This window comes from Aeoliella fuhlenseeensis (genome assembly GCF_052161615.1).
Classification (GTDB): Bacteria; Planctomycetota; Planctomycetia; order Pirellulales; family Lacipirellulaceae; genus Aeoliella.
In genome coordinates this window covers 2,188,505-2,203,823 of sequence record NZ_CP197417.1, presented here as the reverse complement: position 1 = coordinate 2,203,823, position 15,319 = coordinate 2,188,505, and the positions used below count along the sequence as shown (strand labels likewise).

Here is a 15,319-nt window from a genome sequence, read left to right as displayed (position 1 = left end):
GGTAACTCCTGCGAATCTGCACGCGTCGTCTACTGGAGACTACGGTCATGTTGGTGCAATCCGGTTTAGAAGGGTGCGTACGCGAGCGCTATTTGATGGCCTCATGCGGGGCAAGTCGGTCCGTTCATCGAAGGTCGCGATCCACATCGCATCGCCGATGTCGTCCGACGCCATGTCGCCGTCGTCAAAGCCCTCCGTGTAAAATTCCCCGCCGCTAGTTCGGCGGAGTTGATAGCAGACACCTCTCGGCGGCATTGTGGCACTTCCCTCACGCCACAATGCCGCTTCTTGCTGCGCACTTGGCAACTTTACCGACTTTGCCACGTTTACGGCTTTCGCCGCTTGTAGCGAGAAATACCAAAGTACCGGTTCTGTCGGTACCGATTACTTCTCTTGTCCCGAAGACTTTCGGGGCGCGTTGGGGTACGTTCCAAAGGCGGCTGACCCGTGCTAGCACCAGGAACGCGATCCCAGCGTACAACGAACGGCATGGGTTCGTGCGGATCGCTCGGGGAGAGCGCGTCTGCCGAACAACGAATGATTCTGGGGGGAATCTAGATGAGACGATACTTTAGCGCATGCGCTATCCTCACGCTGGGGATAGTGATGGCCAGTGGCACCAATGCTCAGCAGGTAAACACTGCCGGCCACAACGCCACCTCGAGCACTGGCGACGTTGTCTGGGCCAGTGCGCTCGGGCAACTGCAAGGCGACGTAGAGCTCGCCAGTTGCAATTCCTGCGAAACCCTGGGCGACTGCGATTGCGGCCCCAGCGGCGGCGGATTGAGCCTGTGGCCCACCGGCCGCGGCTCGCAGTTCTTTGTCGGCGGCGAGTACTTGTACTTGCGTGGTACGCCCAGCGAAGCCGTTTCCTACTTGGAGCGTGACCTCACCACCTTTACCGACACGTTCCACCAGTTCGACTTCGACTACGACAGCTCGTTCCGCGTCTACGGCGGTTGCCGCAACTGCTGTGGCGAAGAAGTTCGCTTCACGTTCAGCCGCTTCGACACGGGCAGCGACTTCATCAGTCCCACCGAAACCAGCACGACCCAGATCATCGCGCCCTTGGAGCAAACACCCATCATCGACGGTTCGCGCGTCGTCGGCTCGGCCGATATCCGCCTCGACTCGTTCGATCTCGGTTGGTCGAAGACCATTCCGTTGGGTTCGCCACTGGGCTGCGATGATTGCTGCGAACCGTGTGGCGACTGCTGCGATCCTTGCTCGAACTGGTGCCCCGCGTGGGACCTTACCTTCACCGGTGCCGTGCGTGCCGTGAATTTCGACACCGATCGTTTGTTCAACACGGTCGACTCGGGCGACGACCTGCTCGAGTACGGCAACTCGCGATCGAGCTTCGATGGCGTCGGTGCTCGCGTCGGTATGCTGGGACGTCGCTACTTCGGACGTCGCGGTGTGTTCAGCATGTACATGAAGGGCGATCTCTCACTGCTCGTCGGTCAGTACAACAGCACGCAGACTTCGCAAGACGTGTCTGGTAGCGTGCCCGGCCCCGTGGTCACTCAGACCTTCGGCGGCCGCCAAGTGGTGCCCGTCACCGAAATTGAAGCCGGTGCCTCGATGTTCGTGACCCGCAACACGAGCCTGAGCACTGGTTACTTCATCTCGGCTTGGCACGATCTTGGCTTCCGCGACGAGTACGACTTCCAGCTTCAGAACAGCTACGACGATGCCAACATCATGGCGTTCGATGGCTTCTTCGTCCGACTGGAAACGGCGTTCTAATCCCGCAGGGGCGCCTAAGTCAGCTTGCTAAAAACAAACAGCCGGTCCAGAAATGGACCGGCTGTTTGCGTTGATTCGTTCAGCAGCGGACAATTCCACCGCATTTCGCTACCAGAGCGAACTAGGCACCACGGGGGAGCAAACGCTCGCGGCGGTTGCGACGCTGGGCGCGGAGACGGGCGCGACGCTTGGTCTCGCTGGGCTTTTCGTAAAACTCGCGAACACGGATTTCCTTCTTGATACCGCTGCGCTCTACCAACTTGCGGAAGCGGCGCACTGCCTCTTGGGCTGTTTCTCGTTCGCGAAGAGTTAACTTTACCACGGGTACTCCGAACTCCTGGGGCTGTAAGGGCTTACCGGCGGGCGACTCTGTCTCCAGCCGAGTCGCGTAGTATAGCCCATTTCCGCAAATCACGTCCAGAGACCCTGCGGATTCCGAAGCAATTGCCCAAATCGGGCATTTCTACCCGCGATCGAACCCCGACAACCCGCGGAATCGCCCGGTACGCGGGATGGGAACCGGCCCGCACGGCCTCGCGCATCGCTCGGCCGATTCCGCGCAAGTGCTTGACGCCACACGGTTTGATCAAGCACGATTGCCTTCGGGGCGAGCCGCGTCGGCGACTTGCCTTGAGGAACCCTACAGCAGCGGGAGACATAGCGTTGGCCGATCGAAGTCCCTACTTGGTGCCTGCAATCTTGGTGATCCTGCTGTCGATGCCCGCCGCAGCGGTAGCGGAGCAAGACATCAAACTGGCCTATCAAAAGTCGGAAGCGATGGTTCCGATGCGCGACGGCGTTCGTCTCTACACCCAGATCTACACTCCCAAGCAGCAGTCCACCAAGCTCCCAATTCTCTTCCTGCGGACGCCCTACGGCATCTCGGGCGAGGACGGCGGGTTTACTCGCCACTTCGACACTACCTTCAAAGAGCTCGCCAAAGAGGGGTACCTCATCGTGGTGCAGGACGCTCGCGGGCGGCACAAGTCCGAGGGCAAGTTCGAATGGAACCGCCCGGTGCGTCACCATCGCGACCCCAAGGCGATCGACGCGAGTACCGATGCGTACGACTCCATCGACTGGCTGGTGAAGAACATCCCCAACAACAACGGCCGCGTCGGGATGCTCGGCGTCTCCTACCCGGGTTGGTACGTCACGATGGCGCTGGTCGATCCGCACCCGGCGCTCAAGGCCGCGAGCCCGCAAGCATCGCCCTCCGACTACTTCATCGGCGACGACTTCTTCCACTTCGGCGCGTTTCGTTTGCAGCCAAGCGCAGAGCTTCCCTATCTGTTCGACTTCGACGCCAGCACCAACGCTCGCTTCCCATACGACCAGATCGATTGCTACGAGTTCTTCCTCGATCTCGGTCCGCTGTCGAACATGAATCGCAAGTACCTGAATAACGTGTCTCCCACTTGGGATAACTTCATGGAGCACGACACCTACGACGAGTATTGGGTAGAGGGTGGAACACTCCCTCACCTCACCAGCGTCACCGTGCCGACGCTCAACGTGGTCGGTTGGTGGGACGCGGAGAATCTCGGCGGAGCGCTCGACATCTACGACAAGCTGGAGTCGCTCGACAAGAAGAATCTCAATCAACTGGTCGTAGGCCCGTGGGCGCACGGCCAATGGTATCGTGGGCCGGCGGAGAACCTGGGGGCGTACGACTTTGGCTCCGACACCGTGGTCCACTACCAAGCGAACATCGAAGCCCCGTTCTTCGCCCATCACTTGAAAGGGACACCCGCACCGAAACTCGGCGAGGCGACGCTGTTTCAAACAGGCACCAACAAATGGAAGCAGTACCCGAAGTGGCCTCCGACCGATCAGCCCACCACGAAGCTCTACCTCCAGCCCGACCGCAAGCTCTCGTTCGATCCTCCGGCGGAAGACGCTGTGGAGGAGTACGCCAGCTACACGTCCGACCCTGAGAACCCCGTTCCCTACTCCGCCCGGCCGATCATGGGATTCTGGAACGGACTCAAAGACTTTAAAGAACCCCGCTTCGACCGCGCCGGAAAGTTGTGGAAGGTCGAGGACCAGCGCTTCGTCGACGGCCGTCCCGACGTGCTGACGTTCGTTACCGAGCCACTCGAATCCGACATGGAGCTCGCCGGCCATTTGGAAGCCGTGCTCTACGCTTCGACTTCGGGCACCGACAGCGACTGGGTCGTCAAGCTCATCGACGTCTACCCCGAGCAGTACCCCGCAAAGCCGGAGATGGGCGGGTACCAACTGATGATCGCCGACGACGTGCTGCGAGGAAAGTTCCGCAACAGCTTCAGCAAGCCCGAACCGCTGGTGCCAGGCGAAGTCACCGAGTTCGCCATCAACCTTCGCACGCGCAATCATGTGTTCCGCAAGGGGCATCGCATCATGGTTCAGGTGCAGAGCTCGTGGTTCCCTTTGATCGATCGCAACCCGCAGACGTTCATCGACATTCCGCAGGCGACTGAAGAGGACTACCAATCGGCCGAACAACGCGTCTATTTCTCTACCAAGTACCCATCGCATTTGGTTCTCCCGCTAAATCCACTCCACTAGAACTCGCCATGCGGAAACCGCTTCCAGGCTGCTTTGTAATCACGCAACTTTCGATGTTCCTATCGTTTGCAGTCGCGGCGGGCGGTGCGACGCTAGATGGAGCAATTGAAGGCCCGCAGGACCCTGCTACCCCCAAGCGAGTCTTTGCGCTGCCAGTTGTCATCACAGAAGCCGGTGAGACAATTCTGCCCACCAAGCCCGAGATTCTCGCCGCTGCCAGCGATCCAGCAGCATCCTTTCGAGTGGCTGCTTCCGAGTTCTCGTTGAATATCGAGGCGGGTCCGTACTACTGCCTGTTTGCTTTCGCCGACCTCAACGACAACGGCGTCTGGGATCCGGCCACTCCCGAACCGTTCGGTTGGTACACCAATCAACCTTCAGGCGACTTTGTACCTGTAGCCGTGCGAACCGTGGGAATCAGCATCAAGCTGGAAGCTCCGACTCCTATGCCCAAAGCCGCGCAGTCCGCGGATGGTGGATCGCTGGTTCGCGTGAAGGGTTATCCCGTGCTCCAACTCACGGGCGATGCTCACGCACGCGGCTTCGCTCATGGCAAGCTGCTCGCGCCGCAAATCATCGACTTCTTTCGCTTCTACTTCCTCGAAGACAAGATGAAGTCGGCTCGCGACTACGAGCAAGGTTTCGCCAAGTTCCTCCACACCCACTTTCGTTATCCCCCCGAATTCACCGCCGAGTGCGAAGCGGTGATTGAAGGGATGAAGGCCTCGGGAGCAAGCCTGCACATTCCGGAACTCAATCGCGACTTCAACCTCACGGACCTCTACGCCATCAACGGCTACATCGAAACGCGGGCCATGCGAACGAGTTGTACGCAATTCGCCGCGTGGGGCGAGCGAACCAAGTCGACCGACGTCGATGGTGGAATGGTCACGGGCCGGAACATGGATGGCGAGATCGACCTGCGTCGCGTTACCGTCAGCCATTTCTTGCTGATGGCTGTCTCGCCAAGCGAGCCGGGGCAGAAGCGTTTCGTCTCGATGATGTGGCCCGGCTTCGTGGCGACCATTTCGGGTATGAACGAAGACGGATTCTACGCTATGGAGAACGCCGGCATCACGGCCCCGGGGCCGACGGTCCGCGACATGGTGTTCTTTTCGTGGACCATGCGTCAAGCACTCGCGACGCAGGGCGCCAACGCCACGCCCGACGAGGTGCAATCGCTCATCGACAGCTTCGACAACGCCGCCGGTGGATCGTGCGGGCCGGGCTGCATCACGTTGTTCGCAACTCCTTATGAAGGTCAACAAGCTCCCGCCTTCTTCCACGAGGGCGATCGTTTTGGCGATCGGCTGCGCTTCGCGGGCGACGTTGCACCTCACGTTCCTCAAGCTCTCGCGGCGAGCAACCATCCGCTGCTCTACGGTGTTTCCGCGCAGCGTCCAGGCAAGGTGTTCGAGACCACACCCAGTTTTTCGTCGCTCTTCCGCTACGAAGCGGGTTCGCAAAAGCTTGCGGCATGGCAACGGACATCTCGCAGCGTTGGCACAGCCGAAATGCGTGAGCTGCTCCAAACCGTCGCGCACGGCACTACGGAGTACGCGATCATCACCCGGCCGAACAAGCTGGAGTTCGACGTGGCGGTGGCTTCGATGAAGTCCGAACCGTGGGACGCCCCCTACCAGCCGTGGACCACGTTCCATTTCGAAGACGTTTTCGCCCAACCCGTCGCCCGCGATTGATCCGCGGCGCGAGGGTGGCCACAATGGTGTCTTCGTATCTGTCGCTTGCATCCTCATTGGCAAACTCCTGTGGTTAAGTCTCTATCGCTTCGTTTGGCTGGTGGTCGTTCGCGTCTGCTGGTTTGTGGATTGCTCGCTCTCCTAACCATTCTCGGAACTCCTGCTGTCATGGCCGACGAACCTTCTGATTTGGACAATCTGCTTCGCGAGTACTATCAAACACGGCGTTACTCGCAGGGGCGTCCGCAAAGCATTCGCATCACGCCCGACGGCAAATCGGTGCTGTTCCTTCGTTCGACAGCGGACTCTACCGCTCAGAGTTTGTACGAACTGAACATCGCGACGGGCGAAGAGAAGGTTCTCGCTTCCGCCGAATCGCTGCTTGGCGGAAAGCAGGAGACGCTGTCGACCGAAGAGCTCGCCCGCCGCGAACGGCTGCGGATGGTCGTTAGTGGTATCGCAGCATACGAGTTGTCGGACGATGCGAGTCGTGTGCTCCTTCCTCTTTCTGGTGACTTGTACTTGCTGGAGCGAACCTCGGGCGAGATTCGCAAGCTGGAAATTGGTGGTAAGGGTCCGGTGGATCCTCGATTCTCTCCTGATGCCAAGTCGATTGCTTTTGTGCGCGATGGAAACCTCTACGTGCTTGATGTTGCGTCGGGCAAGGTGACCGCGCTGACGACGGATGCCAACGACACCCGCGAGTACGGCGTGGCCGAGTTTGTGGCTCAGGAGGAAATGGATCGCATGCGGGGTTACTGGTGGTCGCCCGATGGAAAGCAGATTGCCTATCAGGAGACCGACCTCTCTGACGTGGAGCTTCTCTACATCGCCGATCCCGCAAACCCTGCTGCCGCTCCCCAGTCGTGGCGTTACCCGCGGCCCGGCAAAAACAATGCGAAGGTGCGACTGGGTGTGGTGAGTACCGCTGGTGGTGACACGCAGTGGGTCGATTGGGATCGTAATGCATTTCCGTATCTTGCGAACGTAACGTGGGCGAAGGGCGCGCCGCTCGCGGTGGTGGTTCAAAACCGCGAGCAAACGCTGGAAAAGCTACTTTCTGTTGAGGTGACTACGGGGACAACGAAGATCATCCTCGAAGAGACCGACTCTGCGTGGGTGAATTTGGAAACCGGCATGCCCAAGTGGCTTTCGGATGGCAAAGGTTTTCTGTGGACTACCGAGCGAAACGGCTCGTGGGAACTCGAACACCGCGATGCGAGCGGCAAATTGGTCGCGACGCTTACTCCGATGACGCTTGGTTACCGTTCGCTCGTGGGCGTTGATCACACGTCGAACACCGCCATCATCGCCGCTTCGCCCGAACCGACCGAGACGCAGCTCTTTCGCGTCCCGCTCGATGGCAAAGGGGAACCGAAGGCGATGACCTCGGAACCTGGTGTGCATTGGGCGGTGCTTTCGTCGAAGTCGGGAGTTTACATCACAGGGGGTAAGACTCTCGCAGGCGAACTTCCGATTCGCATCTTTAGTCCGGCCGGCGAGCAGCTTGGTGAGCTCAAGGGCGTGGGCACCGAGCCGAAGGTGGTTCCGAAAGTCACGATCCTTACTGTTGGTGACAATCCTGCGATGCGAGCGGCGGTCGTTCGTCCGCGTGGCGAGGAGTTCGCAGGGAAGAAGCTTCCCGTAATCGTGAGCGTGTACGGTGGCCCTCATTCGCAAACGGTGACCGCCGACGCTTCGCGTTACTTCGTGCAGCAATGGATGGCCGATCATGGTTATATCGTGGTTTCGCTCGATGGGCGTGGTACGCCGGGGCGGGGTAGGGAGTGGGAGCGTGCAATCAAGGGAAACTTGATCGAAGCCCCGCTCGAAGATCAGGTGCAGGGGCTCCAAGCTCTCGCGAAACAAGTTCCTGAAATGGACATGACACGCGTTGGGATCTCCGGTTGGTCGTTTGGTGGTTACTTCTCGGCGATGGCGGTGATGCAAAGGCCCGATGTGTTTCATGCAGGGATCGCGGGCGCGCCGGTCATCGACTGGCACGACTACGACACCCACTACACCGAACGCTACATGGGCCTCCCTGACGCCAACGCCGCGGGATACGACGCGGCGAACGTGCTCACCTACGCCTCGAAGCTTGACCGCCCGCTACTGGTGGTGCATGGAACAGCGGACGACAACGTCTACTTCCTGCACAGCGTGAAGCTGGTGGATCGTTTGTTCCACGAGGGTCGTCCATACGATTTCCTTCCGCTGCGAGGATCGACGCATATGGTGGCGGGCACCGAGCTTTCGCTTCGTTTGCAGAAGACGATGCTCGACTACTTCGAACGCCATCTGCAAGCCGAGAAGACGGCGGCCGAGTAGGCAGCCAGGGCAGGGGAGTCATGTCGCAGTTCGTCACTATTTCATTGGGTGCGACTTTACTCTTTTCACGTCTTGCAGGAGTTTTGGCGTAAGTCGCATTGTCTCCATGGCTTACGAACTCGCGGGCGAAGCTTGTGCGAAGAGTAATGTCGCAGCGCGAAGCCGCAGGTGCGACTTTACTCTCTTTCGCCCATGACATTCTTCCCTCCCTCCCCGAAGTGATTGGGCAATAACCGCTGCGATTCGACATCACGCGAAACGCATCGACGCCAACTGGGGGAGCACGGCACGTGGGGGCTGATCGGTTGCGTTTGTTTCCCACTGGCACACCGCGGGCCCATGGCGGTCTCCATCACGCTCCGGCCGGTGGTGCGTGTACTCCTCGACCGCTGAAAGAACGCGACATCGCCACCCCGGCGTAAACGCCGGGTCTAATTTCCGCGGACGCCGCATCCAGTCGTTCGCCATCCTCGGTAGCGAACCCCATTGCCCATTAGGCCCGGCATTTATGCCGGGTTTAGCTTGTCGTTGGTGGTAATTTAGGTTGTCAAAGAACGTCCTCTCTCAATCCGTGAGAATGTGTTCATTGGAACACATGCGCGGCTACTTTCAAGTCCCTTTTATGTACAAATGGCCATTTTCTCAAAATAGTTGCTGGCGGCCATTTTCAGCCGTTTCCATCGGGGTTTTGCGACTTACTCAGCAACATTGCCCCACGCCCTTGAGCACAACCTGGAGATTGCTCTCTCCCTAGCCGGAGCCCACCCGCTGGAATTATCTGCGGGGAACCGAGCGAGGATTTTTTAGAAATCTTGCCCCGCTCAATACCAATCTTCGCCACCGCTTACGTTAGGTTGGTGTGCAGCAAGCAGGCGCCGCTTCCGACACTTCACCCCGATCGCCTCCATGCATCCCCAGTCGAGCGTGGAAAACGACTCATCGCGTCCAACACCTGACCGCGCGAGCGCGCAGCTTGCCACGTTCAACCAACTATTGGCGGGATGTGAGTCGGAGTTGATGGCCACGGTTTACGCCATCTTGCCCCATTGGTGCGATGCCGAAGACGTGGTGCAGCGGACACGTTTGGTGATGTGGCAGAAGTTCGACACGTTCCAAACGGGAACAAGCTTTCGAAACTGGGCGGTGCAGATCGCTCGATTTGAAGTGCGCAATTTCCGGCGACGTCAGCGCAACGAACGCTTGTTGTTCAATGACCAACTCATGGACGCGATTGCCGAGGCGAGGTCGACGCTGACCGAAGACCTCGAGTGGCGACGCGAACGACTCGCGATGTGCATCACGACGCTGCGTGAATCGGATCGACGCATCCTTCGCGAATGCTATGGTCCTCATTCGACCACCATTCAAAACGCGGCCGTTCTTTTGGCACGGCCTGTGAATACGGTGTACAAGGCCCTGAATCGGATCCGACGGACACTGCAAGAGTGCGTGTCGACAGGCGGAGAGGGTAAACACGGAAACGGACAATGAGCACTCATTCCACCCATCGCCACCCGCAGTTGCTGCAGCTCCTCGACGAGCTGTGCGATCAAGGCCTGTCCGACGACAAGCAGCGGGAGCTCGAGTCGATCCTGACGAGCGACCGCTCGGCGCGCCTGGCGTACGTCCGTTACATGGATTTGCAAACGGCGGTTCGTGAGCACGCGGGGGGCGAAGAAGACGAAGACGGCCTGTTGCTGCCCGAATCGCTGCTGATGGATCCGTCCATCTATGAAGACTCGGAAATGGTACACGAACGCCGCGTCCGCAATGCATCGGAAGTCGATTCGCGAAGGTCCCGTAAGTGGCTCGGCCGGTTCATTGCGATCTCCGTCTGCGCGAGTCTACTGGCTGTCGTGTGCGGAGGTTTGCTATGGCTCCAGCGCAACGGCTCCCAACTTCCACAAGCGAACCAGGGCACCGAAGAAATAGCGCCGGTGATCTTGGCCAAGCTCGAAGGGGCGGTGGGTGCAACTTGGGCAGGGGAGGAACCCTACATCATCGAAGGGACCTACTTCCCACAGGGGACAGGGCTTGAGCTTCGCGAGGGCCTGGCCGAAATCCAGATGGCCAGCGGGGCGAGAGTCGTCCTTCAAGGTCCGGCGAGCGTGGGCATTGAGAGTGGCAACGCGGTGAAGCTCACCAAAGGGCGAGTCGCTGCGTACGTGCCGGCGGACTGCGGACCGTTTTTTGTGGAATCCGATCGCGGGACGTTGTCGGCGGATGCGGGTGAGTTTGGTGCCGAGGTGGACGACGATGGCTCGGTCGAGATGCGGGTGTACTACGGCAAAGTGACGCTCGCAGTCCGCGACGCCTACGGTCCGCACAGCAGCTTGCGGCTCACGGGCAGCGAAGGGGCACGGCTCGACGCGAACACTGGCGAATTGTTCCCGATGCTGCATCCCGATCATCTGCGTTTCGTCCGCTACTTGTCGCAAGCCGAGACCGTGGTAAGCCTCGCCGAACTGGTCGCCGGCGACGCGGGCACCACCGAGTTGATGCATAGCGGAATTCATTTGAAGGACGGCGAGCGGGTCGGCAGCTACCAAGATACGCTCACCGAAACGAAGGGATACCTCACCACGTCCGGTTTGTCGGGCATTGATGGGGTATTCGTCCCGGACGGAAGCGTCGGTTCGGTGCAGGTCGACTCGATTGGTCGGCGGTTTGCTCACTTCCCGGTGACTAGCGGCAAGGCGTGGAGCGGCGCGATCATGGCCCGACGACCCTCGACCGAGCATCATTTGCCGCCGCTAAAACTAGAGTTTCAAGATGGCGTGTATGGCTACGTCAATTGGCTGCACATTGCGAACAAAGCCGAAGAGCTGTCGCCCGAAGGACATGGCCTGATTGGTATCCATAGCAACGGTGGCATTACGTTCGACTTGCACGCGATTCGTCGCAAGCACCCCAACTGCGAGGCGTCCTTGTTCCGGGCCCTCGTAGGAAACTTGGAGGCGAAACCCGAGCGTTTCGAGGCCGATGCGTGGGTGCTGGTGGATGGCGAACAACGATATTTCCGCCGGGCGTTTAGTCGCGAAGACGGTCCGGCGATGATTGAGATACCCCTGACATCGAAAGATCGGTTCCTGGTGCTTGCAGTGACCGACTCGAACGGCGATACCGCCTTCGATTGGGTAGCGTTTGGTGATGCGGTGATCGAGATGAGGCTTGACCCCCGCTATCGAGAGTTCTAGGCGAAGCTGGTGCCACGGCACCTTAACCGCGGAGAGTGTTGTCCCAGAGTCGGCTCGTGCTGCGCGCTCCCACTTGGGCGTGTGACCACGGGCCAGCAGGTTAGCTCGCTTTCTATTCGAGTGCTTTCCAAGTTCCGCATTTTTAGTCCCGCTTGCCGCTAGCCGGCAAGCGTGGGTGTCTGGTGCTTTGTCGTCACATCACTTTGAGAGGTTATGTCTTATGAGATTGGCACACGCAGTCATGATCGCGACGCTGGGGGCGTTGCTGCTTTCCACTTCTGGCTTTGCAGGCACCATTAGTTTTAGTGGTCGCGATTGGACCACGGTCGACAATGGCGTTTCTACTTACACCGCCGTCGACGCCAACACAGGCCGCATCGTCGGCACCACGAACGATGGACTCGACTCAGGAATGTCGACCCTGTTCTCGGCAAGCGTGGGCGACACGCTCGAGTTCCTGCTCGACATCGACACCGGATCGCTCGGCAGTTTCTGGGACGTATCGGTGCAGTTCGGCTCGAACGATTCGACAGGCTCGTGCTGCGGTGGGAGTCTGGCCGCGGATCGCATCTTGTATCGTAGCGCTCCGAACCAACTTTACTTTCAGTCGTTCGTAAACAACGTTCAGTACTCCAACATCAACACGACGACGCCGACAGATGGCGTGAAGTTCAGCTTCACATTCGATACCGAAACCACGGCCGAGCTGACGATTAGCAACCAGATTTCGCCCGGTGTGTACGCAGTAGCCGCGGTTCAGACGGTGAACCTCACGAACATCGCCGACATCGACACGTTTCGCATCGGTTCGTACGCCAACAGTCAACCGGTGACGATCTCGGAGTTCGGCATCGTCCCCGAGCCATCGTCGTTGGTGCTGGCGGGCCTAGTGTTTGTGATCGCGGGGACCCTTCGTGGCAGCCGAAGGTTCTTGAGTGCCAAGCAGTGATCGAAGGCACTGCTTGCCCACTCCCGTGAATTGGTTTCTCCGTGGGGCGATGCCCGCACCATCCCCTGACTCAGGGTATTCGCCCCACGGGGAAGCAAGTTAATTGTTTGATTCGAGTTGCAATGAACATCGTCTGTAAAACCCTTGATCGAATGCTCGCGGTACTCGCACTTCTCGCTGCGTACGCCGTGATGATGCCGGCTCACGCCGAAGAGGCTCCGGCTCCTTACGGCGCGGTGCCTTCCGAGCGGCAACTCGACTGGCACGCGCAGGAGTACTACGCGTTCTTGCACTTCGGTCCCGACACGTTCACCGACGAAGAGTGGGGCTGGAGCCAGAGCACGCCCGATGTGTTCGATCCCACGGAGCTCGACACCGATCAGTGGGCCCGCGAGCTGAAGGCCGCGGGGATGACGGGCATGATTCTCACCGCCAAGCACCACGATGGGATGGCGCTGTGGGACACGAAGACTACTGAGTACCGCATCGGCAACAGCCAATGGGCTGCGAAGCGCGCGGCGGCGGGGCTCGACGCCGACGTGGTGCGAATGGCGGCGGAATCGGCGAAGAAGCATGGCCTGTGGTTTGGCATCTACCTGTCGCCTTGGGACATGCACCGCGATCCGGCCGTCCCGAAACCGAAGTTAAAGGGCACCAAGTACGAAGAACCCCAACTCTTCGGCGACGCATCGCCCGGCGACTACAACGACTACTACGCCGCGCAATTGACCGAACTGGTCACGATGAAGCTTTCGGATGGCTCGACGATCGACGTTCGCGAAGTGTGGCTCGACGGGGCAAGTGGCAGTGATACTGTCCAGACATTCGATTGGTTGCGGTATCGCGACATCATCCGCGAACATCAGCCTCACGCGATCATGTGGGGGCATCAAGGAGTCGACGCACGTTGGGTAGGCAACGAAGAAGGCCGCGCCCCTGAGACCAATTGGCACACGTTCGACCGGACGCAAGACGGTCAGCGTGCAACCCCTGAAGAGCTGGAGCCCGGCGTTCGCAACGGCGAGTACTGGACCCCGGCAGAAGCCGACGCCCGACTTCGCAGCGGCTGGTTTTACCACGCCAGTGAATCGCCCAAGTCGACCGACGACCTGATCGACATGTACCTGGTGACGGTCGGCCGCTCGGTCAACCTGCTGCTCGATGTCCCGCCCGGCCCTGACGGCAAGTTGGACGCAAGCGACATCACTCGGCTGCAGGAGTTTCGCGCGGCCCGCGAGCGACTGCTCGGCGAGCGATTGGTAGACGACAAGACCCAGGTTCGTACTAGTGGCACGCGTGCGGGCAACGAACAGCGATTCGGTGGCCCAAACGTCGTCGATGGCGACTCGACTACTTACTGGACAATGGACGACGGCGAGCGGACGGGATTCGTCGAACTCGATTTCGCACAGCCCCAGCGAGTAACCGGAGTCGTGGCGAAAGAACACATCGCGCTGGGGCAGCGCATCGGCGAGTACGTTATCGAAGCCGAGCTCGATGGCGCGTTTGAGACGATCGCCCAAGGGACTTCGATGGGGTACCAGCGGATCCACCTGCTAGAGAAGCCGGTGGAGACGTCGCGAATTCGCCTGCGAATCGCTCAGGCAGACGCTGTGCCCGTGGTGTCGGAGTTTGGCGCGCTCAGCGCGTCCCCCGAGCGTCCCACCAACGGTTCGAACAGCGCCCCCTAGTAATAGCCTATCACGGTTTATCAGCTCAAGGAGATGCCATGCAATACGCACCGAATCAACCACACATGGTCGTTCGCTTTCGTAGTAGCTCACCACCAAGGCGCATGGCGTTTACGCTGGTCGAGCTGCTCGTCGTGATTGCGATCATTGGCATTCTGGTCGCGCTGCTGCTTCCCGCGGTGCAAGCTGCCCGCGAGGCCGCGCGGCGGACGCAGTGCGTCAACCAGCTAAAGCAAGCCGGCATCGCGTTTCACAATCATCACGACACGCTCGGCTATTTTCCGTCCGGTGGCTGGGGGTGGTGGTGGATTGGTTTCCCGGAGCAGGGCTACGGCAAAAATCAGTCGGGCAGTTGGCTCTACAGTTTGCTCCCCTTCATGGAGCAAGACGCGCTGCACGACCTGGGGAGTGGAGCGCCCGCCGCCAGCCTGCGAACCTACGCCCGCGACCGCGTGCAGGCACCGTTCGAAGGGATGGTGTGCCCCTCGCGGCGAGTGCTGAACGTGTACGACTACCAGTCGGCGAGCGCCGCCTATCGCTTCTGCAGCCGGCCGATCGAACGGGTGAGCAAGACCGACTACGCCGCGAATGGCGGGAACATCAAGTCGACCGAACTCGCTGACGCCATCGGTGGCGGTCCCGCCGAGAACGCCGGCGGGCTGATGGCAACCAAACCCGTCGATAGCCCGAGTTACCGGATCACTGCCGAAGGGGACCAATTCCGCAATTGGAACGGCATTGCGTTCTATCGCTCGGAAGTGAAGATGCGGCAAGTCATCGACGGAACTTCGAACACTTACATGCTCGGCGAGAAGTGGATGTTCGTCGAGAACTACGAAAGCGGCCTGGACGATGGCGACAACGAACCCGCCTTCGCCGGCAACAACAACGACACCATCCGCATGACCTACTACGATCCGGCGTACGACCAGCAGTACCGCCTGCAGTCCGACACCGAGAACCCCAAGGGCTCGAACGGGCAGGCGTACGGCCGTCGCAAGTTTGGTGGCCCCCACGCCGGCGGGTTCGTCATGGCAATGTGCGACGGCTCGGTGTCGCTGGTGGAGCTCGACATCGAGCCGACGATCCACGCCGCCCGCGGTTCGCGCAATGGCGGAGAAGCTTACTAACGGTTTCAGCAGAAGAGGCCTG

General features: G+C 59.9%; 10 protein-coding genes. 9 read left to right on the top strand and 1 reads right to left on the bottom strand.

What is annotated here, in order from left to right; translation table 11 throughout:
* The first annotated feature begins 558 nt into the window (after positions 1-558).
* Complete coding sequence (locus SH292x_RS08500; RefSeq protein ID WP_442485167.1) at positions 559-1,749, top strand: Lpg1974 family pore-forming outer membrane protein; 1,191 nt, start codon at positions 559-561, stop codon at positions 1,747-1,749.
* Between the two features lie 121 nt (positions 1,750-1,870).
* On the opposite strand, the gene rpsU is transcribed toward SH292x_RS08500, so the two are convergent.
* Positions 1,871-2,071 carry a 30S ribosomal protein S21 gene (gene rpsU, locus SH292x_RS08495; protein ID WP_442485166.1) on the bottom strand — a complete coding sequence of 67 codons (201 nt, stop codon included), beginning with the start codon at positions 2,069-2,071 and terminating at the stop codon, positions 1,871-1,873.
* A 341-nt stretch (positions 2,072-2,412) separates the two neighbouring features.
* Between rpsU and SH292x_RS08490 the strand changes: the two genes are divergently transcribed.
* From SH292x_RS08490 to SH292x_RS08455, 8 genes are all read left to right on the top strand, one after another.
* Positions 2,413-4,299 (top strand): CocE/NonD family hydrolase, encoded by a 1,887-nt coding sequence (locus tag SH292x_RS08490; RefSeq protein ID WP_442485165.1) that lies wholly within the window; start codon positions 2,413-2,415, stop codon positions 4,297-4,299.
* A gap of 8 nt (positions 4,300-4,307) precedes the next feature.
* On the top strand, positions 4,308-5,999 hold the full coding sequence (locus SH292x_RS08485; protein ID WP_442485164.1) for a hypothetical protein: 1,692 nt from the start codon (positions 4,308-4,310) through the stop codon (positions 5,997-5,999).
* 168 nt (positions 6,000-6,167) lie between these two features.
* Positions 6,168-8,330, top strand: a complete 2,163-nt coding sequence (locus SH292x_RS08480; protein ID WP_442485163.1) for a DPP IV N-terminal domain-containing protein — start codon at positions 6,168-6,170, stop codon at positions 8,328-8,330.
* Between the two features lie 906 nt (positions 8,331-9,236).
* Positions 9,237-9,821: a sigma-70 family RNA polymerase sigma factor gene (locus tag SH292x_RS08475; RefSeq protein ID WP_442485162.1), complete on the top strand. Its 585-nt coding sequence runs from the start codon at positions 9,237-9,239 to the stop codon at positions 9,819-9,821.
* The gene (locus SH292x_RS08470; protein ID WP_442485161.1) at positions 9,818-11,527 is read left to right on the top strand and encodes an NPCBM/NEW2 domain-containing protein; all 1,710 of its coding nucleotides are present in this window, start codon (positions 9,818-9,820) and stop codon (positions 11,525-11,527) included. The genes SH292x_RS08475 and SH292x_RS08470 overlap by 4 nt, the downstream gene beginning before the upstream one ends.
* 220 nt (positions 11,528-11,747) lie before the next feature.
* Positions 11,748-12,476, top strand: a complete 729-nt coding sequence (locus tag SH292x_RS08465) for a hypothetical protein (RefSeq protein WP_442485160.1) — start codon at positions 11,748-11,750, stop codon at positions 12,474-12,476.
* A 122-nt stretch (positions 12,477-12,598) separates the two neighbouring features.
* Positions 12,599-14,167 carry an alpha-L-fucosidase gene (locus SH292x_RS08460; RefSeq protein ID WP_442485159.1) on the top strand — a complete coding sequence of 523 codons (1,569 nt, stop codon included), beginning with the start codon at positions 12,599-12,601 and terminating at the stop codon, positions 14,165-14,167.
* A gap of 38 nt (positions 14,168-14,205) precedes the next feature.
* Positions 14,206-15,297, top strand: a complete 1,092-nt coding sequence (locus SH292x_RS08455; RefSeq protein ID WP_442485158.1) for a DUF1559 family PulG-like putative transporter — start codon at positions 14,206-14,208, stop codon at positions 15,295-15,297.
* Positions 15,298-15,319: the final 22 nt, after the last annotated feature.

What these genes read in the sequence shown, in the direction of transcription:
- SH292x_RS08485 (WP_442485164.1), top strand. Translation starts at nt 4,308, where the DNA reads ATGCGGAAACCGCTTCCAGGCTGCTTTGTAATCACGCAACTTTCGATG.
- SH292x_RS08465 (WP_442485160.1), top strand. Translation starts at nt 11,748, where the DNA reads ATGAGATTGGCACACGCAGTCATGATCGCGACGCTGGGGGCGTTGCTG.
- SH292x_RS08480 (WP_442485163.1), top strand. Translation starts at nt 6,168, where the DNA reads ATGGCCGACGAACCTTCTGATTTGGACAATCTGCTTCGCGAGTACTAT.
- SH292x_RS08475 (WP_442485162.1), top strand. Translation starts at nt 9,237, where the DNA reads ATGCATCCCCAGTCGAGCGTGGAAAACGACTCATCGCGTCCAACACCT.
- SH292x_RS08500 (WP_442485167.1), top strand. Translation starts at nt 559, where the DNA reads ATGAGACGATACTTTAGCGCATGCGCTATCCTCACGCTGGGGATAGTG.
- SH292x_RS08470 (WP_442485161.1), top strand. Translation starts at nt 9,818, where the DNA reads ATGAGCACTCATTCCACCCATCGCCACCCGCAGTTGCTGCAGCTCCTC.
- SH292x_RS08460 (WP_442485159.1), top strand. Translation starts at nt 12,599, where the DNA reads ATGAACATCGTCTGTAAAACCCTTGATCGAATGCTCGCGGTACTCGCA.
- SH292x_RS08455 (WP_442485158.1), top strand. Translation starts at nt 14,206, where the DNA reads ATGCAATACGCACCGAATCAACCACACATGGTCGTTCGCTTTCGTAGT.